At 56.6% G+C, this 26,107-nt stretch carries 26 protein-coding genes and 1 pseudogene; 13 read left to right on the plus strand and 14 right to left on the minus strand.

Features of this window, described 5'->3' with window-relative positions; all coding sequences use genetic code 11:
• Positions 1 to 181: 181 nt before the first annotated feature.
• Together hemB and surE are read left to right on the plus strand one after the other, a co-directional pair.
• Positions 182 to 1,162 carry a porphobilinogen synthase gene (hemB, locus tag VB780_RS23490; protein ID WP_323353613.1) on the plus strand — a complete coding sequence of 327 codons (981 nt, stop codon included), beginning with the start codon at positions 182 to 184 and terminating at the stop codon, positions 1,160 to 1,162.
• Positions 1,163 to 1,323: 161 nt separating this feature from the next.
• Entirely contained in the window at positions 1,324 to 2,007 is a 684-nt protein-coding gene (surE, locus tag VB780_RS23495; RefSeq protein ID WP_323353614.1) for a 5'/3'-nucleotidase SurE, read from the plus strand.
• A 51-nt stretch (positions 2,008 to 2,058) separates the two neighbouring features.
• Here surE and VB780_RS23500 read toward each other — a convergent pair whose 3' ends face one another.
• From VB780_RS23500 to VB780_RS23525, 6 genes are all read right to left on the minus strand, one after another.
• Positions 2,059 to 2,769 (minus strand): hypothetical protein, encoded by a 711-nt coding sequence (locus VB780_RS23500; RefSeq protein ID WP_323353615.1) that lies wholly within the window; start codon positions 2,767 to 2,769, stop codon positions 2,059 to 2,061.
• 188 nt (positions 2,770 to 2,957) lie between these two features.
• The gene (locus VB780_RS23505; RefSeq protein WP_323353616.1) at positions 2,958 to 3,716 is read right to left on the minus strand and encodes a phosphonate ABC transporter ATP-binding protein; all 759 of its coding nucleotides are present in this window, start codon (positions 3,714 to 3,716) and stop codon (positions 2,958 to 2,960) included.
• Positions 3,716 to 4,666 (minus strand): putative selenate ABC transporter substrate-binding protein, encoded by a 951-nt coding sequence (locus VB780_RS23510; protein ID WP_323353617.1) that lies wholly within the window; start codon positions 4,664 to 4,666, stop codon positions 3,716 to 3,718. Before VB780_RS23510 ends, VB780_RS23505 begins: the two co-directional genes overlap by 1 nt.
• A 93-nt stretch (positions 4,667 to 4,759) precedes the next feature.
• A complete protein-coding gene (locus VB780_RS23515; protein ID WP_323353618.1) occupies positions 4,760 to 5,287 on the minus strand; it encodes a tetratricopeptide repeat protein in 528 nt (175 codons plus the stop codon).
• 13 nt (positions 5,288 to 5,300) lie between these two features.
• Entirely contained in the window at positions 5,301 to 5,657 is a 357-nt protein-coding gene (locus tag VB780_RS23520; protein ID WP_323353619.1) for a type II toxin-antitoxin system PemK/MazF family toxin, read from the minus strand.
• A complete protein-coding gene (locus tag VB780_RS23525; RefSeq protein ID WP_323353620.1) occupies positions 5,629 to 5,886 on the minus strand; it encodes a hypothetical protein in 258 nt (85 codons plus the stop codon). The genes VB780_RS23520 and VB780_RS23525 overlap by 29 nt, the downstream gene beginning before the upstream one ends.
• A 297-nt stretch (positions 5,887 to 6,183) precedes the next feature.
• Between VB780_RS23525 and pruA the strand changes: the two genes are divergently transcribed.
• The 3 genes and pseudogenes from pruA to VB780_RS23540 all read left to right on the plus strand — a co-directional run bounded on the left by pruA (position 6,184) and on the right by VB780_RS23540 (position 10,389).
• Entirely contained in the window at positions 6,184 to 9,183 is a 3,000-nt protein-coding gene (gene pruA / locus VB780_RS23530; RefSeq protein WP_323353621.1) for an L-glutamate gamma-semialdehyde dehydrogenase, read from the plus strand.
• A 134-nt stretch (positions 9,184 to 9,317) separates the two neighbouring features.
• A complete protein-coding gene (locus VB780_RS23535; RefSeq protein WP_323353622.1) occupies positions 9,318 to 9,842 on the plus strand; it encodes a peptidylprolyl isomerase in 525 nt (174 codons plus the stop codon).
• 76 nt (positions 9,843 to 9,918) lie between these two features.
• A pseudogene (locus VB780_RS23540) lies at positions 9,919 to 10,389 on the plus strand (DUF29 domain-containing protein).
• A 10-nt stretch (positions 10,390 to 10,399) separates the two neighbouring features.
• On the opposite strand, the gene VB780_RS23545 reads toward VB780_RS23540, so the two are convergent.
• Positions 10,400 to 11,206: a hypothetical protein gene (locus tag VB780_RS23545; RefSeq protein WP_323353623.1), complete on the minus strand. Its 807-nt coding sequence runs from the start codon at positions 11,204 to 11,206 to the stop codon at positions 10,400 to 10,402.
• Positions 11,207 to 11,300: 94 nt separating this feature from the next.
• Here VB780_RS23545 and VB780_RS23550 point away from each other — a divergent pair, with 94 nt between their 5' ends.
• The gene (locus VB780_RS23550) at positions 11,301 to 13,922 is read left to right on the plus strand and encodes an O-antigen ligase family protein (RefSeq protein ID WP_323353624.1); all 2,622 of its coding nucleotides are present in this window, start codon (positions 11,301 to 11,303) and stop codon (positions 13,920 to 13,922) included.
• Positions 13,923 to 14,016: 94 nt separating this feature from the next.
• Entirely contained in the window at positions 14,017 to 14,556 is a 540-nt protein-coding gene (locus tag VB780_RS23555) for a type IV pilin-like G/H family protein (protein ID WP_323353625.1), read from the plus strand.
• Positions 14,557 to 14,769: 213 nt separating this feature from the next.
• Here the strand turns inward: VB780_RS23555 and VB780_RS23560 are convergent, their stop codons facing one another.
• The 5 genes from VB780_RS23560 to thrC form a co-directional block, all read right to left on the minus strand.
• Complete coding sequence (locus VB780_RS23560; protein WP_323353626.1) at positions 14,770 to 14,934, minus strand: hypothetical protein; 165 nt, start codon at positions 14,932 to 14,934, stop codon at positions 14,770 to 14,772.
• Between the two features lie 48 nt (positions 14,935 to 14,982).
• Positions 14,983 to 15,183: a hypothetical protein gene (locus tag VB780_RS23565; protein ID WP_323353627.1), complete on the minus strand. Its 201-nt coding sequence runs from the start codon at positions 15,181 to 15,183 to the stop codon at positions 14,983 to 14,985.
• Between the two features lie 12 nt (positions 15,184 to 15,195).
• Entirely contained in the window at positions 15,196 to 15,342 is a 147-nt protein-coding gene (locus VB780_RS23570; RefSeq protein ID WP_323353628.1) for a hypothetical protein, read from the minus strand.
• 184 nt (positions 15,343 to 15,526) lie between these two features.
• Positions 15,527 to 15,802, minus strand: a complete 276-nt coding sequence (locus VB780_RS23575) for a MoaD/ThiS family protein (protein WP_323353629.1) — start codon at positions 15,800 to 15,802, stop codon at positions 15,527 to 15,529.
• Between the two features lie 118 nt (positions 15,803 to 15,920).
• A complete protein-coding gene (gene thrC, locus VB780_RS23580; RefSeq protein ID WP_323353630.1) occupies positions 15,921 to 17,225 on the minus strand; it encodes a threonine synthase in 1,305 nt (434 codons plus the stop codon).
• 476 nt (positions 17,226 to 17,701) lie between these two features.
• Here thrC and ntcA point away from each other — a divergent pair, with 476 nt between their 5' ends.
• The 4 genes from ntcA (at position 17,702) to VB780_RS23600 (ending at position 21,124) form a co-directional block, all read left to right on the plus strand.
• Positions 17,702 to 18,373 carry a global nitrogen regulator NtcA gene (ntcA, locus tag VB780_RS23585; protein WP_073607508.1) on the plus strand — a complete coding sequence of 224 codons (672 nt, stop codon included), beginning with the start codon at positions 17,702 to 17,704 and terminating at the stop codon, positions 18,371 to 18,373.
• Positions 18,374 to 18,491: 118 nt separating this feature from the next.
• On the plus strand, positions 18,492 to 19,916 hold the full coding sequence (locus tag VB780_RS23590; protein ID WP_323353631.1) for a DUF3084 domain-containing protein: 1,425 nt from the start codon (positions 18,492 to 18,494) through the stop codon (positions 19,914 to 19,916).
• 215 nt (positions 19,917 to 20,131) lie between these two features.
• The gene (locus VB780_RS23595; RefSeq protein WP_323353632.1) at positions 20,132 to 20,521 is read left to right on the plus strand and encodes a PadR family transcriptional regulator; all 390 of its coding nucleotides are present in this window, start codon (positions 20,132 to 20,134) and stop codon (positions 20,519 to 20,521) included.
• A gap of 72 nt (positions 20,522 to 20,593) precedes the next feature.
• On the plus strand, positions 20,594 to 21,124 hold the full coding sequence (locus tag VB780_RS23600; RefSeq protein ID WP_323353633.1) for a cofactor assembly of complex C subunit B: 531 nt from the start codon (positions 20,594 to 20,596) through the stop codon (positions 21,122 to 21,124).
• Between the two features lie 98 nt (positions 21,125 to 21,222).
• Here the strand turns inward: VB780_RS23600 and VB780_RS23605 are convergent, their stop codons facing one another.
• On the minus strand, positions 21,223 to 21,549 hold the full coding sequence (locus tag VB780_RS23605; protein ID WP_323353634.1) for a DUF3155 domain-containing protein: 327 nt from the start codon (positions 21,547 to 21,549) through the stop codon (positions 21,223 to 21,225).
• A 243-nt stretch (positions 21,550 to 21,792) separates the two neighbouring features.
• Here VB780_RS23605 and VB780_RS23610 point away from each other — a divergent pair, with 243 nt between their 5' ends.
• A complete protein-coding gene (locus VB780_RS23610) occupies positions 21,793 to 23,271 on the plus strand; it encodes a HAMP domain-containing sensor histidine kinase (RefSeq protein WP_323353635.1) in 1,479 nt (492 codons plus the stop codon).
• 123 nt (positions 23,272 to 23,394) lie between these two features.
• Positions 23,395 to 24,561 (plus strand): alanine--glyoxylate aminotransferase family protein, encoded by a 1,167-nt coding sequence (locus VB780_RS23615; protein ID WP_323353636.1) that lies wholly within the window; start codon positions 23,395 to 23,397, stop codon positions 24,559 to 24,561.
• A gap of 112 nt (positions 24,562 to 24,673) precedes the next feature.
• Here VB780_RS23615 and glyQ read toward each other — a convergent pair whose 3' ends face one another.
• Complete coding sequence (gene glyQ / locus VB780_RS23620) at positions 24,674 to 25,561, minus strand: glycine--tRNA ligase subunit alpha (RefSeq protein WP_323353637.1); 888 nt, start codon at positions 25,559 to 25,561, stop codon at positions 24,674 to 24,676.
• Positions 25,562 to 26,107: the final 546 nt, after the last annotated feature.

The raw sequence follows: 26,107 nt of genomic DNA on the forward strand, positions 1-26,107 counted from the left end.
ACATAGCATACCGCCACGGGGATTTTGCAATGCGTCTTAAAAAATCCTTCTACGATGCAAACCTCAGCGTGGCCCAAGGACTTAGTTACGGAACGTAACCAAGCGCTTGTTTTCGTCCCGAAATGGAGCTTTAGTTTAATGAAGCTTCATTTTTAGATCAATCCCCATCACACTACAGGCTATGTTCCCGACCCATCGCCCTCGCCGCCTGCGCCAGCACCCGCAACTCCGCCGCATGGTGCAAGAAACCCTGGTGACCCAGGCTGACTTGATCTATCCGCTGTTCGCGGTGCCGGGCAATCAGGTGGCGAAGGAAGTCTCGTCGATGCCGGGGGTCTACCAGCTCTCCATCGACAAGATCGTGGAAGAAGCTAAGGAAGTCTATGACCTGGGCATTCCCGCCGTCATTTTGTTTGGCATTCCCGACGAAAAAGACACCGACGCCACCGGGGCTTGGCACGACTGCGGCATTGTGCAAAAGGCCACCACCGCTGTTAAAGAAGCGGTACCCGACCTGATGGTGATTGTCGATACCTGCCTGTGTGAGTACACCTCCCACGGTCACTGCGGCTATCTGGAGGTGGGCGACCTCAGCGGTCGGGTGCTCAATGACCCCACCCTAGAACTGCTGAAGAAAACCGCCGTGGCCCAGGCCAACGCCGGGGCTGACATCATTGCGCCCTCGGGGATGATGGATGGCTTTGTGCAGGCGATTCGCGCTGGGCTCGATGAGAGCGGCTTTGAAGACATGCCGATTCTCTCCTACGCGGCGAAGTATGCCTCTGCCTACTACGGGCCGTTTCGCGATGCGGCGGAGAGTGCGCCCCAGTTTGGCGATCGCCGCACCTACCAGATGGATCCCGCCAACGGCACCGAAGCCCTGAAGGAAATTGAGTTGGACATCGCCGAAGGGGCCGACATGCTGATGGTGAAGCCCGCCCTGGCCTACATGGATATTATCTGGCGGGTGAAGCAGGCCACCAATCTGCCGGTAGCGGCCTACAACGTGTCGGGCGAATACGCCATGGTGAAAGCCGCCGCCCTCAACGGCTGGATCGACGAGCAAAAAGTGGTGATGGAAACCATGACCAGCTTCAAACGCTCCGGGGCCGACCTGATTTTGACCTACCATGCCAAAGACGTGGCCCGCTGGCTGGGTTAACCCCTTGCCGTAGAGTGGGCACTGCCCACCACCGTTTTTTGGGGCTGCTGTCAGGACTGCTCGGTCAATCCTCCCCACAGGTTAGAGATTCCTAGAGCGTAGCCCTATGATGTCAGGGCTACGCTCTAGTTTTTTGGCAGAGAATTTCTGCTGTTGCACCCATGACCTTTGTGCTCACCAACGACGACGGCATTGATGCTCCAGGCATTCAGGCGTTACGCAATGCCCTGGCCAACTATCCCACCTGGGTGGTGGCCCCTGACCAGCATCTCTCAGGCTGTAGCCACCAGATGAATCGGGGCGGCCCGATCGCCATTGACCCGCGCAGCGATCGCGCCTTTGCCATTGGCGGCACCCCCGCCGACTGCACCCGCGTGGCCCTCAGTCACCTGTGCCCTCAGGCCACCTGGGTACTTTCGGGTATCAACGCGGGGGGCAACATGGGAGCCGATATCCATGTATCGGGCACCGTGGCGGCGGTACGGGAAGCGGCCCTGCTACGAGTGCCAGGGATTGCCGTTTCCCACTACATTCAAAATCGTCGCCCGGTTGACTGGGAATTGGCGACTCGCCTGACAACCGGGGTGATTGACCTGCTGATGGCCGAAGGTTTGCCGCCCGGCTGCTTTTGGAACGTAAATTTGCCCCACTTGCAGCCGGGCGATGCCGAGCCTGAGGTGGTTTTTTGCCCTCCCTGTACTCAGCCTTTGCCTACCGAATTTAAGGTCGACCAGGGCCAGTTTTACTATACGGGCAAGTATGGCGATCGCCGCCACGACCCCGACTCAGATGTGGCAGTGTGCTTTGGCGGCAACATTGCGGTGACCAAAGTCTGTCTGTGGTAGCTAACTCCTCTACCCCCCCATCACCCGACCTCCACCATCCCCAGCACCCTGCTACGGCACAACGCTAATCTCAACACCAACTCCAAAGTGGTCAGACAAGCCCCGCAGATCGTCTAACCGGGACGGCCAGGCAAAAGACCGCTGGAACTGCCCCGGCAGGTCCTGGCTCAAGCAGATGTGGTCAATGTTGGAGTGCTGCCCATGGATTAGCTGGTGCACCGGGTCGTTTTCACCGGCGGTAAAGCAGACTAGCCGAGTGCTGTCGATCGCCTGCCGCAAAGCCTGCTTGTTGCGGCGCGACCCGTAGTAGTGCAGAGCGTTGAGGTCTTGGTTGAAGTCTCCGGCCACGACTAAAACTGCCTGGGGATAGGTGGTTCGCAGCCGCTGCCAGTCGGCCTGTTGGGTGGCTAGGGCGGCGGCAAAAGCCTGGCCCTGAGAAGCAGGGTATTCTCGCCAGCTACTGCCTAACCAGGGCAGCACGGTGCCATACAGCACCCACTGCTGGCCGTGGGATAGGGTTAGCAGGGCGGCGGCGGTACGAGCGGCATCGCTGGTGGCTAGGGGCGTGAGTTTTCCGTTTTTGACCCAGATTTGTACCCAGCGTTCGCCGTCGTCCCCAGGGCGATCGGGTGGTCCGCTGGCCACGGAGTAGTAGCCTTCGCTGGGGGCAATGCCCAGGTGAGTCTCGGTCAAAATCCAGATGTCGGCCTCGATGCGGCTGAGCCATTTTTGCTGGCGCTCAGCCTGTACAGACTGGGGCATCGCGCGCTCAAGATTCCAGGTGGCGATTTTCATTCAGGGGAGGTAAACGGGCTGCTACAGAGGGCACTTTTTGTAGCAGCCACTACTTAACCTTGGGAGTCTGCCTTTTGCATATATTCCTCAATACAAAATTGCCTATCTGTTGCCTTTTCAAGACTTTTTTGGGACAAAGTTCGCTTGAACTCGCTCTAAAGTTCGTAAAGGTCAGTCATCATGGCTTTGCTGACTTCTGTAGCTGGGGCATCAAAGAAGATTTGGCCCTGGCGTAGGCCAACGATGCGATCGCAGTATTTCACCGCAAACTCCACCTCGTGGAGGCTGATCACCAGGGTTTTGCCGGTCGTCTCGCTGAGCTGGCGCAGTAGGTCCATCATCGCCCGCGATCGCTCCGGATCCACGCTAGAGATCGGCTCATCCGCCAAAATTGCCGCTGGGTCTTGCACCAGCACTCGGGCCAAGGCCACCCGCTGCTGTTGACCGCCCGAGAGGCGATCGGTGCGGGCGTAGAGCTTGTCGGCAATGCCCACCTGAGCTAGCGCCTCGGCCGCCCGCTGCACCCCTTGGGGCCACACCAGCGACCACAGCGCTAGGGGCAACGGCCAGCGGCCTAACTGCCCCGCATTGACGTTATGGATCACCGCCAGATTGCCCACCAGGTGATGCTGCTGGTACACCGTGCCCACTAGTCTCTGCATTCGCCGCCGCTTTCTGGTGCCCAGGCGGTTGATCTCCAGTCCCATGATTGCCACCCGCCCAACGGTGGGCACCTGGCTGCCGTTGAGCAGACTCAGCAGCGTGCTTTTGCCCGCGCCACTGGGGCCGATGAGCGCCACGCGCTCGCCGGGGAGTATGCTCAGACTGCAATCTGTAAGGGCCGCCACCGCCCCAAACCGGCAGCTCACCCCCTCTAGCTGAAAGATCGGCGCTACTGTTCCCGAACTCTGCACTACTGAATTTTGCCGATCTTGCGGCCTACCGCTTCGATCTCAGCGTAGTTGTCGTTCTCGGTGGCAATAAATCGCTCGGCCCCAAACAGATCGAGAATTTCCTTGTGTTCGGGCACCGCTGGGTCGAGGGCCATCAATGCGGCCTGCACCTTTTCGGCGAAACCGTCGCCGTAGCGCTCGTCAACCTCAGGGCTGATCACCCAGTGGTAGTCGTAGTAGGGCGGGGTGCGCCAGATCACCGCGACTTTGGTGGTATCGACCGCCCCTTCCGCGACGCGATCGAGCCACACCTGCTCATTTAGTGCCCCCACCTCGTAGGTGCCCGCTTCCACCAGCTTGATAGTGGTATCGTGGTTGCCCGAAAAGCCCACTTCCCCCTTGAAATCTTGGGTGGTGTCGAGGCCCGCCTCTTCCATAAAGTATTGGGGCATCAGTCGTCCGGAGGTGGAAGACTCACTGCCAAAGGTAAAGGTGCGGCCCTTGATTTGGGGGAGTTCTTGAATCTCTGAGAATTCCTTGAGGCCGGTGGCGGTGTTGGCGATAAAGACGCTGTGGAACTGTTCGTCGATGTCGCGCTGGGCGATCGCCTCGGCCCCCGGTACTTGCAACCTTGCCTGCACCCCCGTCAGCCCGCCAAACCAAACCAAATCTAGGTCGCCCACCTTAAAGGCCGTAACGGCGGCAGCGTAGTCGGTCACGGGCTTATATTCGACGGGAACACCCAGTTCGGCTTCTAGGTAGTCGGCTAGCTTGCTGTAGAGACGCTGAAGCAGCTCTGGGTCTTGGTCAGGAATCGCCCCGGTCGTCAGGGGAATGGTGCTCTGCTCCGTCGCTGTGCCGCCTTCCCCAGAGGCCTCTTGCCCGGGCTCAGAGGGCGCACAGGCCCCCAAAGGCAGCAGCAATAACAGGCTCGACACCCCGACAATCCACGAACGACGAATGCTCACCATAGTTGTTAACTAACGTCTAAAACAGCAGCTCTCAATCATAGGGGGCGGATCCTACCTAAAGCAATGCCCTCCCCTAGGGATTCTCTGGGAGGGTCAGCTCAGCCACAGCAGACCGCCCAGCACCAGGGCAATGCCCACTAGCGCCGCCCACAAAAAGCCGTTGTCGCTGCGATTGATCAAGCTAGGGTCGATGGGTGGCTCTTCGGGTTTGGGGCGCGATCGCGGCTTAGCGGTCGTCGTTCCATAGCCCGAGGATCCTAACTTTTTGCCGCCGCCCTCTGCGATCGCCTCCAGGTCGGGGATCTCCGTCATCCAGTTGGTGGGGCGCTGAAGCTGGGGCGCTTGCAAAATGTAGAGTAGGTTTTTGCCCTGCTTGCGGGTGTCGAGGTCGGGGTGGCGGGCCAGGGCCTGGCAGAGGGCCACAGCCTCCTGGTGTCTGCCCACGGCGCTGTAGGCATTCACCAGCCAGGTTTGAATCTCGCCCCCCAGGGGGGTGGCGGCCTTGGCCAGCGTCACCGCTTCCTCAAAGCACTCCACCGCCTCGCGGTAGCTGCCTCGCTCAAAGGCGGCTTGACCCTGGGCGTAGCGGGTTTTGGCGCGATCGCGGGTATCGTCGGTCATGGATTAAAAAAACTCAATTTGCAAACAGCGCACATAATCGTTTGGCAATATCACTCTGGGTGATGTCAGATAAAGCTCCCAGCTCTCGCAAAATCAGTGAAGTGCGCGCCGTCATCAGAAAATACAGCCGTATCGTAGAAGGTTTGCGCAATCCGCTGCTAACAAAGTCAGGATGAGATTCATCAAAAACGATGTCTGTCGGCAGCGGGTGGTCTGGAATGCGGCTGGTGATCAAGGCTAACAAAACATGCTGATAGGAGCCCAGAGCATGGGTGAGACAAACAGCTGGTCTGACCTTAGTCGCCGATAGATCGTCAAACGGGACAGGGACTGAGACAACCTTACCCTTGGGGCTGGAAGGGTTTGCCATCGCTCACGCTGTAGATGTCTTCTTCAAGATCGTGGAGAAAATCGAAAGCAGTATTTCGAGCCGCAGCCCGTACCCACTCATCGTCTTCAATCTCGCCATCTTCTTCGGTCTCTTCAACCAAAACAATGACTCTAACCTGAGCATCCTTAAGCGCAGGATCTAGCTGAAAATCAGGCCAGGTCAAAGAGCCATTGGCCATAACCGTTGCAGGTAGCTCGTAAGCTTTCATGGTGTTCGGTGAAGTGCCTTACTACTACCAGACTAATGCCATATTTAGCATAAGGCCAGGCAAAACCGGGTCTCCAGAGAGGCGGGCAGAGTTGTTTAAAGTACTCCATGAAAACAACTATCCATTTGCCATGGCCCTTCACCCACCCTTTGGGAAGCAAGCTACACCCCTGCCTCTTTTCCTAGGGGAGAGGGGGTTCTGAATCTATCTCCCCATCTCCCATAGAATCTTGACACGGTGGCTTAACCCGGCTTTTTTCGCTCAAGATAGAGCTAAGGGAATAAGGAGAGATATACCGTGGTAGCCCCCGCAATCAAGCCCCAGACCAACCCGCTACAGTACGAAGCTAAGACCCTGGCGATCGCAAATGCCCTGCTAGTGGCCACCCGCGAGAAGAAAAACCTCTTCGCCCAAATGCGCGACCAAATGCGCTGGGACGACAAAATTATGGATTTCGCCATGGGCAACCCAGGGCTGAAGGTGCAGCTGTTTCGCTTCATCGATGCCCTGCCCGCCCTGCGCAGCAAGCCCGAGATTGCCCGTCACCTGCAAGAGTATCTGTCGGCAGACGAGGTGGAGCTGCCCAACGCCCTGAAGGGCTTGCTGAACTTTACCAACCCCGACTCGGTGCCCGGCCAGCTCGCCGCCACCACCGTGGCCCCAGCGGTGGAGACCCTGGCCTACCGCTACATCTCGGGCGAAACCATTGAGAAGGCGATCAAGGCGATCGAGCGGATGCGCAAGGACAAGCTCACCTTCACCATGGATTTGCTGGGTGAAGCGGTGATCACCGAAGAGGAGGCTCAGGCCTACCTTCAGCGCTACCTGGATTTGATGGCGCAATTGTCCCAGGCCGCGAAAAACTGGAAGACCGTAGATGCCATTGATGTGGCAGACGGTAAGGAACTGTCCAAAGTCCAGGTTTCCGTTAAGCTCACTGCGTTCTACTCCCAGTTTGACCCGCTGGATGCGGAGGGCAGCCGCGCCAAGGTGAGCGAGCACATTCGCACCCTGCTGCGCCGTGCCCAGGAAATCGGCGTCGCTGTCCACTTTGACATGGAGCAGTATCGCTACAAGGCGCTCACCCTGGCAATTCTCAAAGACATTTTGATGGAGGCTGAGTTTCGCCAGCGCGACGACTTGGGCGTCACCCTGCAGGCCTATCTGCGCGACAGCTACAACGACCTCAAAGATCTGGTGCTGTGGGCCAAAAACCGGGGCACCCCCGTCACTGTGCGCCTGGTCAAAGGGGCCTACTGGGATCAAGAGACCATCACCGCCCAGCAAAACGGCTGGCCCACCCCGGTCTATAGCCAGAAAGTCTCCACCGACGCCAACTTTGAGCGCATGACCCGGCTGCTGCTGGAGAATCACCAGTATTTGTATGCAGCGATTGGCAGCCACAACGTCAGGTCCCAGGCCCACGCCATGGCGATCGCCGAAGAACTCCACATCCCCCGCCGCAACATCGAGCTACAAGTGCTCTACGGCATGGCTGACAAACTGGCCAAAACCCTGGCCGACAAAGGCTACCGCGTGCGCGTCTACTCCCCCTTTGGCGAGCTCATCCCCGGCATGTCGTACCTGATTCGCCGCTTGCTAGAGAACACCGCCAATAGCTCCTTTCTGCGCCAAAACCAGGAAGATGTAGCCGTGGAGGATTTGCTGGCCGCGCCGGAGTTTGCCCCCGAAGATCTGGCGGGTGAGACCATTGCCTATGGGGCCGTTCCCTTTCCCAACGCTCCTGACCTCGACTTTGCGATCGCCACCAAACGCGCCCAGGCCACCGAGGCGCTCAAGACCGTCCACGCCCAGCTGGGCCAGCGCTACAACCCGATCATCAGCGGCGAGGCGGTGGATACCGAAGCCACCGCCGACTCGGTCAACCCCTCGAAGCCGGCGGAGCTGGTTGGTAAGCTGGGATTGGCCAGTCAAGAACAGGCCGATGGGGCGATCGCGGCGGCCAAAGCCGCCTTCCCAGCCTGGGCCGCCACCCCAGCCAAAGAGCGGGGCGACATCCTCCGCCGCGCCGCCGACCTGATGGAAGAACGCCGCCACGAGCTCAACGCCTGGATGGTGTACGAAGTCGGCAAGCCCCTGGGCCAGGCCGACCCCGAAGTCTCGGAGTCGATCGACTTCTGCCGCTACTACGCCGACGAAATGGAGCGGCTCGACGCGGGCTACGCCTACGACTACCCCGGCGAAACCAACCGCTATCGCTACTTCCCCATGGGCATTGCGGTGGTGATCTCGCCCTGGAACTTTCCGCTGGCGATCGCCACCGGCATGACCGTCGCCGCCCTGGCCACAGGCAACTGCACCATCCTCAAACCCGCCGAAAACTCTGCCGTGATTGCCGCCAAGATCGCCGAAATCTTGATTGAGGCGGGCGTGCCCCCCGGCGTGTTTCAGTACCTGCCCGCGCGGGGTTCCACCGTGGGGGCGCACCTGGTCAACCACCCCGACGTGCACCTGATTGCCTTCACCGGCTCCCGCGAGGTGGGCTGCCGCATCTACGCCGAAGCCGCCCAGTGGCGACCCGGCCAGCGCCACCTCAAGCGGGTGATCGCTGAGATGGGCGGCAAAAACGGCATCATCATCGACGAGAGCGCCGATCTGGATCAGGCCGTCCAGGGCGTGGTCTACTCCGCCTTTGGCTACAGCGGCCAGAAGTGCTCGGCCTGCTCGCGGGCGATCGTCGTCGCCTCGGTGTACGACACCTTTGTCCACCGGCTGATCGAGGCCGCCCGCTCCCTCAACGTGGGCGAAGCGGTGAAAGCTAGCACTAAGGTCGGCCCCGTGATCGACGCCAATGCCCAGGCCAAAATCAAGGAGTACATCGAGAAGGGCAAAGCCGAGGCTACCCTGGCGCTAGAGATGCCCACCCCCGCCAATGGTTACTTTGTGGGGCCGACGGTGTTTACCGACGTGCAGCCCGACGCTGCGATCGCCCAAGAAGAAATTTTTGGTCCCGTCCTTGCGGTGATCAAGGCCCAGGACTTTAACGATGCCCTACGCATCGCCAACGATACCGACTATGGGTTAACCGGCGGCCTCTATTCGCGCACCCCGTCGCACATCGAGCGGGTCCAGAACGAACTGGCGGTGGGGAATATCTACATCAATCGGGGGATCACGGGGGCGATCGTCTCCCGCCAGCCCTTTGGCGGTTTCAAAATGTCCGGTGTCGGCTCTAAGGCGGGTGGCCCCGACTACCTGCTGCAATTTCTAGAGCCCCGCCACGTCAGCGAAAACGTGCAACGCCAAGGCTTTGCCCCGATCGAGGGGGTCGATTAGGCTTGAGGTCAGGAACCTGGTTTCTCAAAGGAACCGGGTTCCTTTTCACCCACTGAGGATGTATTCATCCAGCCTAAACTGTGGGTTAATGGCAGAGGTTAAACCCCCTGCATCTTGCACTAAGAGAGCGATTTATGACTGAAGCAACCAATCCCAAAGTATTTTTTGATATCACCATTGGCGGCACCCCCGCAGGCCGCATTGTCATGGAGCTACGGGCCGATGTCGCCCCCAAAACTGCCGAGAACTTCCGCGCCCTCTGCACTGGCGAAAAAGGCATGGGCACCTCTGGTGTGCCGCTACACTTCAAAGGCTCTAGTTTTCACCGCATTATTCCCGAATTTATGTGCCAGGGGGGAGACTTCACGCGCGGCAATGGTACTGGCGGTGAGTCGATCTACGGCATGAAATTTGCTGACGAAAACTTTACCCTCAAGCACACCACCCCCGGCCTGCTGAGCATGGCCAATGCTGGTCCTAACACCAATGGGTCACAGTTTTTCTTAACCACCGTGGCTACCCCCTGGCTCGACGGCAAGCACGTGGTGTTTGGCAGCGTCGTCGAAGGCATGGATGTGGTCAGCGCCATGGAAAAGGTGGGCAGCCGCAACGGCCAGACCTCTGCGCCGGTTGTGATCGCTGACTGCGGTCAGTTGTAAATTCTACGTTGGCCCTAGCCCCTGGCCAGTGACCCTGGGCTATCCTAGGTCTAGGTCATTTGCTGGGGGCATCACAGTGGTTGCAGAGAATCAATCTGTCAAAGCATTGGCTCAGCCCCAGCCTCTCTACGAGGCTGACTTCTACGCCTGGACGCTAGCGCAGTCTCATCTGCTTCAAACTCAGCAGTGGTCTGCCCTAGACGTTAAAAATCTAGTAGAGGAAATTGAGTCGTTGGGTCGGCAGCAGCGCCAAGAGCTAAGAAATTGACTGGGGATTTTGCTAGGTCATCTACTGAAGTGGGAATTTCAGGCTGAGCGACGTTCGAAGAATGGGGTCGCTACTTTGCGGGAACAGCGGCGAGAAATCTTAGACCTCTTGGCAGAGAGCCCCAGCCTCAAGCCTTACCTGTCAGAAGCCATTGCCGCTGGCTTTCAGTCGGGGCTTGATCTGGTGGTGCGAGAGACTCCGCTAACCTACGATGAGTTGCCCGTCAGTTGTAGCTACACAGCCCAGCAAATTTTGTCGCCAGACTATTTACCTGAGTGATCGCCTTGGCCTAATCGTCGGGCGGAAACCGAATGCTGACTTCGCCAGTTTCGCTGATGAAAACGCTGCCGCCCAGGGCGTTGATGCGATCGATCGCCCGCTGACGGGTAGCGTCGTCAAAGGCGGTACCTAGTACGCTGGCCCAGGCGTTGACCTGGGCCTGTTTGCTAAGGGGGTTTTGGGCTAAAAAGTCGGCGGTCCGCTGAGAGTTTTCGGCAATGTAGGGGGCTTCTGGGTGGGGTGACTGCCTGGCCCAGTCGGCGGCGGTTTGGTAAGAGCGCTGCGCCGCGCGGCCATCGCCGAGGTACAGCAATTCGTCTACGCCGCGGTAGCGCCAAATGTAGAAGCTGTCGGGGGGCAGCGTGGGGGTCAAACGCTCTAACCCCTGGGCCGTGATGGCGACGCTTTGCTCGGGCTGGACGGCAAAGTTGCTGGTGCTGCCCGACAAAAATAAATAGAACATCCGGTAGTACGGATCGTTTGGAATGATGGCTTTAAAGAACTCTGGGCTGAGGCCATAACCCGTTTTGGCCCGCGCTTCGTCGTCGCCAAAGTACTGTAAAAACCGCAGAAAAAACCAGTCAGCCGCGAGATTGTCGAACCCAAAGGTGGGCATTTTCTGACCCAGCGTTAGAGCTGCTGCCGTTGCCTGGTCTTGCCGCTCCAGACTTTGGTCAGTGGCGCTGCGGTCTTGTAGCGTGGCCAGGCGCTGCCGCTGCAAGGGAATCAACGCCACCAGCAAAACAATGGGCAGTACCCAAAGGGCCAGTGTACTAACTCTGCGAAGGGGATGGCGCTGGCTGGAAGAGATCGGCATGGGTTTGGGGCAACGGTAAGAAACCTGTAGAGCGGGCTCTAGGTTTTGGGGTGGTTCTAGAATAAGTCTACCCACCGGGGCCGCGATCGCATTGATGCGGTTCAATTCAGCGTCTTCGCTGCGATCGCCCCGGCTGTTTTATCCCCTATTGGCATCGCCCATGGCCCAAGATATATCGTCGCAACAACCCGCCGCCTTTAAGGGAGGGTGGCTGGGAGGAATAGGACTGGTTGCGGTTGTTGTCATGACCTGGCTACCCCACAGCTACATGCGGATGGTGGGCTGGCCCTGGGCGTTGGTCTGGCAGCTGGGGTTTTTGGCCTTTGGTGGATGGCTGATCTGGCTACTGCGTCAGTTTGAGCTGCCGTTTCGTCCGCTGGGCTACGGTCTCGACTGGGCTGTGACGGGCACCGGTGCTAGCTTAATCATTTGCAGCCTGGCCAGCGATTTCAAAACCGTGGCCCTGTGGAATGTGATTTTGGCGACGGGTTACTTTTTTGCGCTGTACTGTGGGATCAATTGGTTCAACCAAGCCCAGGTCAACACTACTCAGGTAGCCGCTGCGATCGCCACAACCATGCTGGGCACGGCGCTAATTTCTCTGGTGTTATGGCGACCTGAGACCGGGGCAGAGCTAGGCGACAGTTTCTCTACTGCCCTGCGCAACGCCATGCCCTTTGGTCACCACAACTTCGTGGGCGGCTACTTTGCCCTAGCGTTGCCGTTTGTTGCAGCCTGTGCTGTGGCTTTTAAGGGATCGCTGCGGTGGTTGGCGGTGGCGGCCTCGGCCTTAACTGCGATCGCCCTCTACGTCAGCGGGTCGCGGGGCGCACTATTGGGAATCTTAGTGTGGTTACTTGTCACAGTCATTGCCTTTGTCCTCAACCCGTCCGCCAAGGGGAGAACCCAGCGCTGGCTACTGGGGGGGCTGGGGCTAGCTGTAGCGATCGGCGTTCTGGCCAGCAACTCGCGGGTGCGTAGCCTATTTACCAGCCTAGATTTCAACCATCCCTCCGGCTTTGTGGTGCAAGATGGGCCGCTGCTCGATCGCTATTTTATGGCCCAGCGGGCGTTGAACATTTTGCGCGATCGCCCCCTGGTGGGCATTGGCCCAGGGGTGATGAGCCGGGTCTCAAACCTCTATCGCCCCATCGAAACCGGGCTCGGTTCAGACCATTCCCAGCAGCTCCACAGCACGCCGGTTCAGCTGCTAGGCGAAATGGGGCTCTTGGGTCTTGGCCTGTACCTGCTGTGGCTGGTGCTGTTAACGGTGCTCTGGCTGCGTCTCTACCGGACGCTCACCGATCCGACCGATCGCTGGCTGCTGTACGGCGTAGGGGGAGGTCTCTTGGCCTACGCCGTATCGAGCCTAACCGACTACCAGCTCGAAAATATTGGCATTTCTGCGGCGCTGGTGGCCCTGCTGGCGTTGTTAATCAGCCTAGCCAGGCGAACAGAACTGCCCTCGCCGCCAACCCTTGCAGGGGGGGCGCGCCGTTACTTCAGCCTGGCGCTGGTGGCCTGGTTGGCGATCGCAAGCTACGTATGGTTTGTGGCTGACCTGGGCTTCTTGTTTGCCCATCGCGCCCTGGGCCGAGCAGAACAAGGCGATGTAGCTGGTTCGTTACAGCAGCTGTCTGCCGCCGCCGCCTTTGTGCCCTGGGATCCTACTTACCCTGCCCTGGCCGGACAAAACATCTATCAGCTTTTGCCCCTGGTTCCTCCTGCTGAGCAAGAGGCCGTGCGCCGAGACGCCCTGGTAAATTTTTACAGTGCCGCTGCGATCGCCCCCAACGATGCCTGGTTTAACTACAATCTGGCAGTGCTCTTGCTGCCCCAAGACCCGGCAGCCGCTCAGGTTTACAGCCAGCGGGCCGTGCAGCTGCTGCCCAGAAACCGGAGCTTGAGTCGCTACTTGCTGGGGCAAACCTATTTGGCCCAGGGGCAAACCGACGCGGCGATTACCGCCTTCAGCCTCGAAGGGTTAAGCCAACCTGAGTTTCTAACCCTGCCTCTGTGGCGACAAGCACCGTTGGCACCGCTCCAAGACCCTGTGGTAGATCAGGCTCTAGCTCATCATCAGTCAGTGCTAGAGGCCATATCGCCAGACACGCCAGGGTACGCCACCCTCTACGACCAAACGGCGCTGGTGCGATGGTGGTACCAGCGGCCCATACTGATAGCAGAGCCTGGCAAGTTACGACCGATCACGCAGGCGCTGCTGGCCACCGATCAAAATGCCGAAGCTGCTCTAGCAATTGTCAATCAGGCCCTAGAAGCCACTCCCCAAGATCAGGCTTTACTGCTGCTTCGAGCCTGGCTTGCACCCGCCACCTTTGCCCAAACCTACTTTGCCCAAGCCGATTTGCCTGCCCCAGAGAGGGCACTCCTCGCCGAATCGTTGGGGCAATTTCGGGATGCGCGATCGTGGTTGACTGCGATGGTAAAACCAACTGAACTGACTGGCCGTAGCTTACTCGGGCTTACCTACCGCAATCGCTATGCCCAAGCTATTAACTTAATTGCCCCTCTTGAGGGCCTAGAGCAATGGATGATTTCTGACTTGCTGGGGCTGTTTACAGAGTTGCCGAGGGAGTTCGTGGCGCTCGATCAAACCGTAGAAGCGATTCAAACTGAGCAGCTTAACCTACCCAGTGCTGCAAACAACCGCTTTGAGATTCTCCCCCCATCCCCCCTGCCCGAAAAACTTTTTTGATTGGGTGTGATCGCTAGTCGAGAGCAAGTGGGTAAGTTAGACCCAGGCGCAAACAACACCTCTACCGCCGCCTAACCCAAGGAGACATACACCTATGAAAGCATCTCTCAAAGCCAATCTGCTGAAGCACTTCATCGCTAAAAAAGAAGAAGGCGGCTTCACCCTAATTGAACTGCTGGTGGTTATCATCATCATCGGTATTCTGGCTGCTATCGCCCTGCCTTCTTTCCTCAACCAGGCCAACAAAGCTCGCCAATCGGAAGCTAAAACCTACGTTGGTTCTATGAACCGTGGTCAGCAAGCCTACCGTCTAGAAAACCCCACCTTTGCCCCTGGTTTTGTAGAACTGGCTATTGGTATCCCTTCTCAGACTACCTACTACAACTACACCATTGGTGGCAGTGGAAACTTCGGCGCAGCCGCGTTCGCGGACAGAGCAGACGCTGCCCTCAAGAGCTATGTTGGTGGCGTGCAGCTATCTTCAGGTAGCGCTACAGAAGAAGCTACTACTATTGCAGTGCTTTGTGAATCAGTTGCTGCGGATGAGGCTGCTGTTATTGGTGCTCTAACCAACTTTGCTGTCGGTTCGAGCAATAACGACACCGATTGTGCAGGCGGCTGGAAAAGATTGTAGGTTATTAGCTCACGCTTAACTTACACGCTTTAGCAACAAATCGGGGATTAGCTACTTATTGTGATGTAGCTGATCCCCGATTTATTGGTTTGGCTTGCAAACACTATGCTGCCAATCTTGGTGTATTAAACAAGATAAACTACGGCTCTTTCGTAACCGTTTCCTGTCCGTATTTGGAGGAAACAAGTACTTGCCCAGAACGATGTAATGCACCTACCAAGACCGAGGCTGAAATTGAGCGTCGTTGAGAATTGCTACCCCATCGCCCGACTGGGCCAGAACAAATAATCCTTGGCGATAGGCATATCGAGCTACATCCTTGGGCACTACCATGCCCGCCACCGCCCCCATGGCCCGCACGTCGCCATAGCGAGGCATGAGTCGCTTAAATTTCCCTAGGCGCTCTAGGTGTTCATCGACATCGGTCTAGGTGAGTTTGCTTTTGACCTCCACGACAACAGCTTCAGTCGTGTTGACCACTAGCAGGTCGACCTCAATGCCCTCTTCGCCCCGCTGCACCGAAACGCCATCGTAAAATTCATGCACGGCAATGCCTCGGTCTTGAAACAGCCTGACTACCGCAGGACGTACCTGCCATTCGACAAACTCTCCTAGACGATTGCCCAACTTGCCCAGCTGCTAATTGAGCGGCTGTTTCTGCTGACTGATCAGGCTTCTGGTTGCCTGAAATTGGCGATCAGTCTCTTGAAACCGGTGCTCGGTTTCTTTTTGAGCTTCGGTCAGCTCGCCCAGTAAGCGCCAGACATCATCAGCGGTATTGGACATAGGGCATCAAGGCAGACACATAAGTCAATGTTAGCCCCAAGGAAAACAACCCTTCAGCTGGCCTTGTAGCCAACACAGTCTGGCATGAATCTGTAACCATGCCTGGCACCTTCAGAATCACTGCTAACTTGCGCCGCCAAGCTGTTTGCTAGCGATTTTTAATCATGCGCTGTAACTATTGACATCAGCCCCCAGCTACGGCGGGGACGATGCTAACTTCGTCGCCATCGTTAAGGGCCGTTTCTTTGCCGTCGAGAAAGCGAATATCTTCGCTGTTGACGTAGAAGTTGACAAAGCGGCGCAGCTCACCAGAATCGTCGCAGAGCCGAGCTTTAATGCCGGGGCAGTTGCTCTCCAAATCGTTGAGCAGATCTACGATATTGCTACCACTGCATTCGAGGGCAGCCTGGTTGTTAGTAAACTTTTGCAGCGGAGTTGGAATCAGTACTTTGACAGCCATAGGTGTAGTAAATGAATCGGGAAAGTAAGTTTGATCTGTCAGCAGAAATGTAGAGAAGAAGGCTCAAGATTTAATGTGGGAAAAAAGCCGATTAACCTTGAGCCTTATACCTTAAACCTTAGACCAATACCTGCTGCCACTCTAGCCGGTCGAGGGTGCGGGATCGCTCTAGGGCACGCTCAAAGCTGTCGAGCTTAGGTTCAATGGTAAAGGGCTCGCCGATGTAACCCTGCACGGCTTCCTGAGTCTTTAGGCCGTTGCCAGTAATGTAGACCACTGTAGACTCATCGGGGTCAATTTTACCCGCTTCCACCAGCTTTTTGAGCACCGCAATGGTGGTGCCACCAGCAGTCTCGGTGAAGATACCTTCGGTTTCGGCCAGTAGCTTCATACCTTCAATCACTTCGGCGTCGGTTACCGATTCGATGTTGCCATTGGTCTTGCGAGCAATATCGAGGGCATAGATGCCGTCGGCGGGGTTGCCAATGGCGATGGACTTGGCGATCGTGTTGGGTTTTACCGGAGTCACAAAATCGCGGCCTTCTTTAAAGGCCTGAGCAATGGGAGAACATCCCTCAGCTTGGGCACCGCTAAAGCGTACAGGCTTATCGTCAACCAGGCCGACTTTAACAAATTCTTGGAAGCCTTTGTAGATCTTGGTAAACAGTGACCCCGATGCCAACGGCGCTACGATGTGGTCGGGCAAGCGCCAGCCCAGTTGTTCAGCTACCTCATAGCCCAGGGTTTTGGAACCCTCAGAGTAGTAGGGGCGCAGATTGATGTTGACGAAACCCCAGCCCTGGGTATTAGCTACCTCAGAGCACAGCCGGTTGACCTGGTCATAGTTGCCCTGTACGGCCATTACGGTAGGGTTGTAAATGAGCGTACCCAGCACCTTGCCGGCTTCTAGATCGGCGGGGATGAACACACAGCAGTCAAGACCCGCATGGGCGGCGATCGCCGCCGTAGAGTTGGCCAAATTGCCCGTGCTGGCACAGGAAACAGTAGTAAACCCCAGTTCTCTCGCCCGGGTCAGCGCTACCGATACCACCCGATCTTTAAAGCTCAGGGTGGGCATGTTGACGGCGTCGTTTTTTATATAGAGTTCCTTTAGGCCTAGCTGCCGCGCCAGCCGATTGGCGCGCACAAGGGGCGTCATACCAGTTCCTACATCAATTGGGTTGTCGGTGCTGACGGGTAAAAAGTCTTTGTAGCGCCAAATTGAGAGCGGGCCTGCCTGGATGCTGCTGCGAGTGACCCGTCGGCGAATTTCATCGTAGTCGTAGGCGACCTCTAGGGGGCCAAAGCACACGTCTTCGCACACATGCTTAGCGCCAAGGTCGTAGGTTTCACCACATTCTCGACACTTCAAGGCCGAAAAGGTGGGCTTTGCGGCGATAGCTTGTTCGAGGGACTGTGTCATGGCGTTCTCTACTGCGGTTACTGGGGAGCGATCGTTAGCTTTGCTCAATTGATCCAGAACGTAACACTGGAAACAATACTTGGTCAAATGTACCCGACCAAAAAAGTCGGGTATAGGCGAAGCTTCTATCTGCTAGCGGTTTGCCCTGTCAGGGCTGATTTCCTAGAAGCGATGGATCGCACGGTTGCGGGAATTGCTGCCGTTTCGCCGCCAATCTGCGGCTGGGCAGCTCCTATGGGCACTGCAAAATCAGCACTGGGACGAATAAGGTAGCTTGGTATACAAACACCTACCTTGCAGTTGAGGTTAATTGATCTAAAGTCATGGAATGTTTGCATTGGCTAACGTGCCAGACCAGTCAGACTGCTTTATGCTTTATGCCCAAGGTGTTCTGTGCTGTACGTTTGGCTGTCATAGCGACATCGGAACGGCGAATTTAGTGCAGATGCTCTCTGTGATGCTCTTAGCAGAACGTTATGGTAGTGACCCAAGATAAGCCCCTTGCCAATGTTTTTCGTCAGCTATCTGGAGGAGCATTTCCCCCTGTAGTCGAGTCCTATGAACGGGGCAAGACTATTTTTTTTCCTGGAGATCCAGCAGAACGGGTATATTTTCTGCTAAAAGGAGCCGTCAAACTGTCGCGGGTATACGAGGCCGGAGAAGAAATTACGGTCGCTCTGCTGCGAGAGAATAGTGTGTTTGGGGTTTTATCACTTATCACCGGCAATCGTTCCGATCGCTTTTATCACTCTGTGGCGTTTACTCCGGTAGAACTGTTGTCGGTGCCTATCGAACAGGTTGAGCAGGCGCTAGAAGAAAACCCTGAGCTAGCTTTACTGATGCTGAGGGGTCTGTCTTCTCGAATTTTGCAGACTGAGATGATGATTGAAACTCTGGCCCACCGAGACATGGGCTCTCGCCTGGTCAGTTTTTTGCTCATTCTCTGCCGCGATTTCGGCGTGCCCAGCCAGGACGGCATCACCATTGACCTGAAGCTCTCCCACCAAGCTATTGCCGAGGCCATCGGTTCTACCCGCGTGACCGTGACTCGCCTCTTGGGAGATCTGCGCCAGGAGGGCATGATCTCTATTTATAAAAAGAAGATTACTGTGCACGATCCGGTTAATCTGAGTCAGCAGTTTACTTAGCGCGGGTTTGGCCTAGGCCTGCTGGGTTTGATAGCCAACCTAGCTATCGGCAATATTGGGGCGTCCAGGGGCTTAACCCATGCAGTAGAGTAGGTGCAAACTCCCCTGTGGCTGGTGCATGGTTTCTGGTTACGTATTGATTTTGGCGGTTTTGATTCTGGGGGGCTTTATTGCTACTCTGGGCGATCGCGTGGGCACCAAGGTGGGCAAAGCGCGTCTCAGCTTGTTCAACCTGCGCCCTCGACAAACGGCCACCCTAGTGAGTATCGCCACGGGCAGCGTTATTTCGGCGTCTACGCTGGCTCTGCTGTTTGGGGTCAGTAGTCAGCTGCGCACCGGGGTATTTGAGCTGGGTAAAATTCAGGATGATCTGGCAAGTGCTGAGGCCGATCTCGCTCAGGCTCAGGCTACCCAGGAGAGTGTAGAAGCCGATTTGGAGTCAGCTACCGACGAACGGCAGCGGGCGCTGGCTCGACTCCAGGAAATCAATCAATCGCTCAATCAGGCGGTGGCCCAGCAGGAGGCTACTGAGGGGCAACTGCGCCAAACCCTTAGCCAGCTGGATGCAGTCTCTCAACAGGCCGCCGCCCTTCGCCAGTCGACGGATGCTCTGCGGGTGCAGCGCGATAACCTGCTGCGGCAGCAGGCCACCATTGGCAGCCAGATTGCTGCGCGCGATCGCGCCATCGCCGAGCTAGACGAGCAGATTGCCGATCGCGATCGCGCCATCGCCCAGCGTGAGCGCAGCCTCACTAGCCTAGAGGCCGAGCAAGACTTTTTAGAGCAGCAGGTAGCCGTTCTGCAGACGCAATACCAGGGGTTGTTTCGAGGCAATATTGCGCTCAACCGCAACCAGGAAATTTTAGTCGGGCAGGGACGCGCCGAAAATCGGGAGCAGGCCGAGGAGTTTGTCACGAGTTTTCTCCTCGAAGCCAACCGTCTAGTGTCTCGGGCCATTGCCCCAGGGGCTTTGATCGACCAGCAAATTTTGCTAATCGGCAACCGCGAAGTCGAGGCGCTGATTGACCGCCTGTCCACGGGCGAAGACTATGTGGTGCGGCTGCTCTCGGCGGCCAACTACATCACGGGTGAGCCCTGTGTCGTGCAGCAGGGCGAGCCCTGCGTCCAGGTCTTCATCGATGCCACCCCCAATCAGCAGGTCTATGCCCTCGGCGAGCGCTTGGCGACCGTTACCCTCGACCCCCCTCCCCTGGGCGATCGCCAGCTAGTCGAGCGTCTCAATCTGCTGCTAGCGGCAGCTCAATTTCGCGCCCGGCAGGATGGTGTCGTTAGCGACACGCTGCAAGTGGCCGACAACCGGCCTGAAACGGTGCTCAACTTTTTAGAAACGGTGCAGCAATCAGGACAGGCGGTCGATCTTCAGGCGATCGCGGCTACCGATATCTTCACAGCAGGGCCAGTTCAGATTCATCTGGCGGCGGTGCGTGACGGGCGGATTCTATTTCAAACCGGTGAATTGAACAATCCCCTAGGCGATAGCAGCGATCAGCTCCTAAACCGCCGCGCCCCTAGAGGGCTCTAAAACCGAAGGGGATCCAAGCCAAATTATCTTTGGTGGCGAATATTTAATAATGTCTAAAAAGATTTGCAGATAGTTACCATCTGCCCCGACTTCGATATTGTGGGGATCACCTGTGCTTAGAATTAACCTACAAATCTGTCGGCTGCTAATAGGTTGCTTTTTAACTCTGGCTTGTCCTAGGGCAAGCAAATTTTAAATATACCTGGAGCGATCCCATGAAATTTGAGGATATTTATCAGTTCTTCGAGGATCCACCGCCAATTTACCTCAACAAAGAGCTTGCCGTTTGCTACGTGTTATCAGTATTGCTCCAGCAAGACTCCTACGGCACCGAGTTAATCCAGCGGTTAACCCACCAGTATTCTCACTATCGCCTGTCAGACACAGTGCTTTACGGGGCACTTAAGTTTCTAGAGGACGAAAATGCCATTGACGGCTACTGGAAGAAAGTAGAAGGTCGGGGTCGTCCCCGCCGCATGTATCGTCTTAACCCCGACTGGCGGCTTCAGGCCGAAGAACTGGCCGAATTTTGGAAAACCTATATGGGCGATCCCGCCCGGCCTGCTTGCACCCAAAGTCCAGCCTACTCTGCCCCCCACCGATGAATCAATCCCGCAAGGCCTACCTGAATGATCCATCATTTCGTACCCTAGAGAGGTAGCTTTGCATGGCCTGGCGTGACTGACACCGTACTCTATTCGACGTTGTTGCTGACCCTACTGATGATAGTGGGGTTAGTTTTTTTCATTCGGGCTTCCACCAAAGACCGTATTGAAACCCTGATGCTAACGCGCCCCGCCGATCCCCTTGCTCTGCTGCAAGACCTAACGGCCTATTTCGAAGCGCGGGCCTATGCCGTTATCGCCGCCGAAGCCGAGCCTCAGCGCATTACCCTGCGCGGGAGAGTTCGCCCCAGCCTATTTTTAGCGGGATTTTTAACCCTGCTTGCCGCTGTGGGAGCTCTCTGCTTTGCCCTAGTACTGGCCAATCTGTGGCCAGCCCATAGCGCTATCTTTTTGGGACTGTTAGCGCTCAGTCCAGGGGCGGGCTGGTTCTACTGGCATGGCGCCGATCGCGATGAGGAGATTCGGCTAGAAGTGCGGCCCGATGCGGCAATCGACAGCCCACCAGACGGTGTGCTTGCCAAGGTGGCTATTACAGCCCACCGGGATGAACTCATTGCCCTCAATCAAGGTTTCGATCGCTAGGCCAAAAAAAAGCTAGCCCTTTGGCTAGCTTTTTTAGGTAAACAGTAACTCTGACGGAGGCATCGGTAAGGCAGATGCTCACAGCCAGAATGGTTACCTTAGTGAGTCAAGGTCTCTAGAACTGAGGCGTTTTCTTCATCTTCTTCGCCGAGCAGCACCCGCAGACTGGGAAAGAGAAAATGATTCTCTTCCACGTACTGGGCACCAAACAAACCCTTCTCGGCCCAGAAGTACCGGTCAGTGGTGTGCTCGTTCCGCTTAACCAGCAGCAGGGCTGGGGGGGCAATGCCCTCGGAATGGATAAAATTCCGAGCTGCGGTTACGGGTTTTTCGTTGCCGCTCTCAATACTATACTGAGGAACAGCTTCTAAAATGCGACGGCCTTCTAAGCGACGACGACTCTTACGCTTGCGTCTCCTTGCCAAGTTGCCTACCTCCCTCTCATTGGATATTTGGATGTAGTTTCGGTTACAAAATTTGTTAACCAGGCCAAGTATATAGGCTCAAAATAAGAATTTCAACTTCTCTTAAAAACTGACCTAAAACCTCTAAATGCCAAGGCCCGCAACGGATACAAGGGCGTTTAAGGAACTCAGGCCTGAACAGAATTGTTAAAAAATTGACAAAACTTTAATTTTTCTTCCGTCACACTCTTATGTTGCGCTGCCATGATTGGCTCTCCCAGCTCTGAATTTATCGCCCTGTGTCAGTCCCAGGTGCTCCTGCTGACTCAGGCGTTGGGAGCTGCTTCAACCGTCGTCTACCTAGCCGAAGCTGCGGCTGAGTCGATCAACCCTACCCTTATACCTTTAGTGGCTTACCCAGAGACCGCCGATCTTTGGAGTGACCTGGGTGAAGGGCTGTTGGCGATCTCTGAGGCTGCCGGTGAAGTCAGCTCCAGTACGCAACCTCCGATCGCCCCATCACAGCTTTGGTCTCAGCCCCAAAACGCTGCTTCTCCAGAGAAAGAGCCCCTCTCGCCTCCCTTTGGGCTAAAGTCTGGAAAAAGGTTTCAGACCCTAGCGTCTGACGTGACGGCTTACCCCTTGGTTCTGCCCTTAGCCCACGATGGGGTGGTAATAGGCATGATCGTGAGTACGCGGGAAGCCCTGCCCTGGACGGCGGACGATTACCGCCAGGCGGAGCAAGTCGCCAGTACCTTGGCGATCGCCTGTGTGATGGATCAGCGCAGTCAGTGGCTTCAGCGCCAGCTCACCCAGCGCCAGCTCACCCAGGCCGATCAGTCCGAAACCTTCCACGACCTGCTGCACCAGTTTCGCAATCCGCTCACGGCGCTGCAAACCTTTGGCAAATTGATGGTCAAACGGTTGCCTCCCGAAGACACCAATCGACCGATTGCTGAAGGCATTGTGCGCGAGAGTCGGCGACTGCAAGATTTAGCCCAGCACTTTGATACCGCTGTCGCCGAGGGGGATGAAACGCTGGAGCAGGACACCACTCCACCGGCTCGCCTGTTGCTGCCCGGTTCAACCCGTGAGTTGAGCGATCGCCCCAGCGCCATTGGTGACGGCAACGAAGACACCGCCACCTTAGCCAAAGATCATCCCCTCAATGCCTCAGCACTAATTACAGGCCATGGCCTGGGGCGATCGCTCACGGTGCAGCCTGGAGCGATCGCTGAGGTCGCCATGCCGCTGGTGCAGTCGATCGCACCCCTGGCCTATGAGCGGGGACTGCACCTGGTGCACCATATTCCTCACCCCCTACCCCCGGTTTGGCTTGATTCTGCTGCCTTAGGAGAAGTGCTCCATAACCTGCTTGACAACGCTCTGAAATATGCGCCTGCCGGATCCTTAGTTTGGGTCGTTGCCGGGCTAGTGCAGCGGGTAGGCGAAAAAATGTTTCAGGGCATAGCCATCGGCGATACCGGTACAGGTATTCCCCCTAGCGATCAGCCCCAGCTGTTCACCCGTTATTTTCGCGGCGTTCAGGCCCAGGGTGATATTCCGGGTACAGGGTTAGGGTTAGCAATTGTGCAAGATCTGGTGCAGGGTATGGGAGGACATATCGATCTCATTAGCCCGGTTCAAGGCACGCCGTGGCTGCCGCCAGAGGCGGCTAATCATCCCAAAAATCCCGGCGCTTTGTTTGTAGTCTGGCTAAAGGCTCTAGACCCTGGAGTCTAGAGCCATCCAGATAGTAAGTTAAGGTTCTGCCGATGTGCTTAATACTACAGAATGCCGCATCCATAGGAGAATGAAACCAGTCTATTCATTAGGTTCAGCTCTCTATTGTCTTCGGTGTTATCCATGGCAACCACCCTATCCTCAAATCTCGCTGCCCGGCTGGCACCGCCAGCACCTCTTTCGCCCCTAACGGTACCCAAACGGTTGTTGTTGGGACCCGGCCCGAGCAACGCTGACCCCCGCGTTATTGCCGCGATGAATCAGCAGCCTATCGGCCACCTAGATGCCGCCTATCTAACCATGATGGATGAGGTTCAGGATCTGCTGCGCTATACCTGGCAGACCGCCAATCCCCTCACCTACGCTGTGGCCGGTACGGGTTCTGCCGCGATGGAAGCCACAATCGCCAATGCTGTTGAACCGGGCGATCGCGTCTTAGTTGCGGTCAAAGGCTATTTCGGTCATCGTCTGGTAGATATGGCCCAGCGCTACGGAGCCGACGTCGTCACCATTAATCGACCCTGGGGCGAAGCCTTTACGCTAGAAGAGCTAACGGCTGCTCTAGATGAACATCGGCCTGCGGTATTGGCGATCGTCCATGCCGAAACCTCTACCGGGGTGCGTCAACCCCTCGAAGGGCTAGGCGCTGCCTGTGCTGCCCACGACTGTTTGCTGTTGGTCGATACCGTCACCAGCCTAGGTGGCGTCCCCATTTTTTTGGATGAATGGCAGGTGGATCTGGCCTACAGCTGTGGCCAAAAAGGGCTGAGCTGCGCCCCTGGTATTTCCCCATTTACCATGAGCGATCGCGCCGTGGCCAAATTAGAGAGCCGCCGCCAGCCCGTCGCTAACTGGTACCTCGATGCTGCCCTGCTGCGCAAGTATTGGGGGCCAGAGCGAGTCTACCACCACACCGCCCCGGTCAATCTTACCTACGCTCTGCGCGAAGCCATGCGCCTGCTAGCCGAAGAAGGGCTAGACTCCCGTTGGCAGCGGCATCAGCAAACCGCTGAATACTTCTGGTCAGGGCTCGCCGAGCTTGGTCTGAGCTGCCATGTTGAAGAAACCCTCCGGCTACCCACCCTCACCACCGTGCGCGTGCCCGATGGAGTCGATGCCAAAGCCGTCAGCCGCCAGCTCATGGCCGACTACAACATTGAAGTCGGCGGCGGTCTCGGAGAACTCGGCGGCAGAGTGTGGCGCATTGGTCTGATGGGCTACAACAGCCAGCGAGAGCATGTGGATACCCTACTGCATGCCCTAGCTACAGTTCTGCGTCAGGTTGCTTAACACAAATCAAGCTGTCTATCTACTCTGCTTACCTAGTTTATACAATGAATAAAAAATAGCAGGGCTTCTCCATAGTCTATGGAGAAGCCCTGCTGTTGTAGCCACTTAGCTGCTAGGCCACTTTTTGTTGCGCATGTTCCAGCAGGGGAAACCCCAGCTTCTCCCGCTGTTCCAGATACAGCTGCGCCACCCGCCGCGCCAACCCCCGCACCTGGCGAATGTACCGGGTGCGCTCCGTCACCGAGATCACCCCGCGTGCATCCAGCAGGTTAAACGTGTGAGAGCACTTCAGCACAAAGTCATAGCTCGGCAGCACCAGCCCTCGATCCATCAGCTGCTCCGCCTCCTGCTGGTATAGGTCGAATAGCGTAAACAGCAGTTCCGGGTTCGATGCCTCAAAATTGTATGTCGAGTTCTCAATCTCAGCCTGCATGTAGATATCGCCGTAGGTCAGATGATCATTCCATTGAATCTTGGCGATCGCATCCACTTCCTGCAAGTACATCGTCAACCGCTCCAGCCCATAGGTCAGCTCAATCGACACCGGGCGACAATCAATCCCCCCGCACTGCTGAAAGTACGTGAACTGAGTCACCTCCATCCCGTCTAGCCACACCTCCCAGCCCACGCCCCAGGCCCCCACCGCCGCATCTTCCCAGTTATCCTCCACAAAGCGAATGTCGTGGTCTTCGGGTTTGATGCCCAGTGCCCTTAGTGACTCTATATATATTTCCTGAATATCGCTTGGCGACGGCTTGACCAACACCTGATACTGAAAGTAATGCTGATAGCGGTTCGGGTTCTCCCCATAGCGACCATCCGCCGGCCGACGACAGGGTTCCGCATAGGCCACCGCCCAAGGCTCCGGCCCCAGCGCCCGCAAAAACGTATGGGGGCTCTTCGTTCCCGCCCCCTTCTCCGTGTCATAGGGCTGCATAATCACGCAGCCCTGCTTAGCCCAAAACTCATTCAGCGTCGCAATTACAGACTGAAAGTGCACAGTTCCCCCCGGTTGTTAACCTAGACGCATACTCATCGCCCTTAATAGTATTCAACAGACTTGGCCCCAACGTAGAGAGATTCTTCTCCGGATCCCTTCAGGCCACCGCCCACGCCCTGCGGCCCAGTGTAGAAACTCATGCAAAACTTTTTTAGGCCGTCTGTATATCCAATTACAGAGCGCTCTTAAGGCCATCTTAAAGCCCTTAACCCTTGCCCAAAGGCAATTTGACTACGCTATCCCTGCCGTAATCCTGCCTTTGCTGACCCCCATATGCGGTACCTGCCAAAAAGATTTCCTCAAAAAAAATTGTCAAACCTTCTCGGAAAGTCCCCCAAAAATGCCGAAACCCCTTGCATTGCAAGGGGTTTCGGCCATAGGAGAAAAAACAGCTTAAGGGGTTGACTCAGCCAGGTAATCGCCTTATATTAGTAAAGCGCCTGAGGGAAGCGCACCGCACTGGTGCCACTGACCGAGGGTTAGCAGCGAACCTCGACAACTACATAGTCTAGAAACAAAGCCAAGGTTCCTGTCAAGGATTAAATT

It is taken from the genome of Leptolyngbya sp. CCNP1308, from assembly GCF_034932455.1.
Lineage (GTDB): Bacteria > Cyanobacteriota > Cyanobacteriia > Phormidesmidales > Phormidesmidaceae > Nodosilinea.

Bases quoted from the DNA above. Each gene is read 5' to 3' on its own strand.
- hemB (WP_323353613.1), top strand. From the start codon at position 182: ATGTTCCCGACCCATCGCCCTCGCCGCCTGCGCCAGCACCCGCAACTC.
- surE (WP_323353614.1), top strand. From the start codon at position 1,324: ATGACCTTTGTGCTCACCAACGACGACGGCATTGATGCTCCAGGCATT.
- VB780_RS23500 (WP_323353615.1), bottom strand. From the start codon at position 2,769: ATGCCCCAGTCTGTACAGGCTGAGCGCCAGCAAAAATGGCTCAGCCGC.
- VB780_RS23510 (WP_323353617.1), bottom strand. From the start codon at position 4,666: ATGGTGAGCATTCGTCGTTCGTGGATTGTCGGGGTGTCGAGCCTGTTA.
- VB780_RS23515 (WP_323353618.1), bottom strand. From the start codon at position 5,287: ATGACCGACGATACCCGCGATCGCGCCAAAACCCGCTACGCCCAGGGT.
- VB780_RS23520 (WP_323353619.1), bottom strand. From the start codon at position 5,657: ATGGCAAACCCTTCCAGCCCCAAGGGTAAGGTTGTCTCAGTCCCTGTC.
- VB780_RS23525 (WP_323353620.1), bottom strand. From the start codon at position 5,886: ATGAAAGCTTACGAGCTACCTGCAACGGTTATGGCCAATGGCTCTTTG.
- VB780_RS23535 (WP_323353622.1), top strand. From the start codon at position 9,318: ATGACTGAAGCAACCAATCCCAAAGTATTTTTTGATATCACCATTGGC.
- VB780_RS23545 (WP_323353623.1), bottom strand. From the start codon at position 11,206: ATGCCGATCTCTTCCAGCCAGCGCCATCCCCTTCGCAGAGTTAGTACA.
- VB780_RS23550 (WP_323353624.1), top strand. From the start codon at position 11,301: ATGCGGTTCAATTCAGCGTCTTCGCTGCGATCGCCCCGGCTGTTTTAT.
- VB780_RS23555 (WP_323353625.1), top strand. From the start codon at position 14,017: ATGAAAGCATCTCTCAAAGCCAATCTGCTGAAGCACTTCATCGCTAAA.
- VB780_RS23560 (WP_323353626.1), bottom strand. From the start codon at position 14,934: ATGCCTCGCTATGGCGACGTGCGGGCCATGGGGGCGGTGGCGGGCATG.
- VB780_RS23570 (WP_323353628.1), bottom strand. From the start codon at position 15,342: ATGTCCAATACCGCTGATGATGTCTGGCGCTTACTGGGCGAGCTGACC.
- VB780_RS23575 (WP_323353629.1), bottom strand. From the start codon at position 15,802: ATGGCTGTCAAAGTACTGATTCCAACTCCGCTGCAAAAGTTTACTAAC.
- thrC (WP_323353630.1), bottom strand. From the start codon at position 17,225: ATGACACAGTCCCTCGAACAAGCTATCGCCGCAAAGCCCACCTTTTCG.
- ntcA (WP_073607508.1), top strand. From the start codon at position 17,702: ATGGTAGTGACCCAAGATAAGCCCCTTGCCAATGTTTTTCGTCAGCTA.
- VB780_RS23590 (WP_323353631.1), top strand. From the start codon at position 18,492: ATGGTTTCTGGTTACGTATTGATTTTGGCGGTTTTGATTCTGGGGGGC.
- VB780_RS23595 (WP_323353632.1), top strand. From the start codon at position 20,132: ATGAAATTTGAGGATATTTATCAGTTCTTCGAGGATCCACCGCCAATT.
- VB780_RS23610 (WP_323353635.1), top strand. From the start codon at position 21,793: ATGATTGGCTCTCCCAGCTCTGAATTTATCGCCCTGTGTCAGTCCCAG.
- VB780_RS23615 (WP_323353636.1), top strand. From the start codon at position 23,395: ATGGCAACCACCCTATCCTCAAATCTCGCTGCCCGGCTGGCACCGCCA.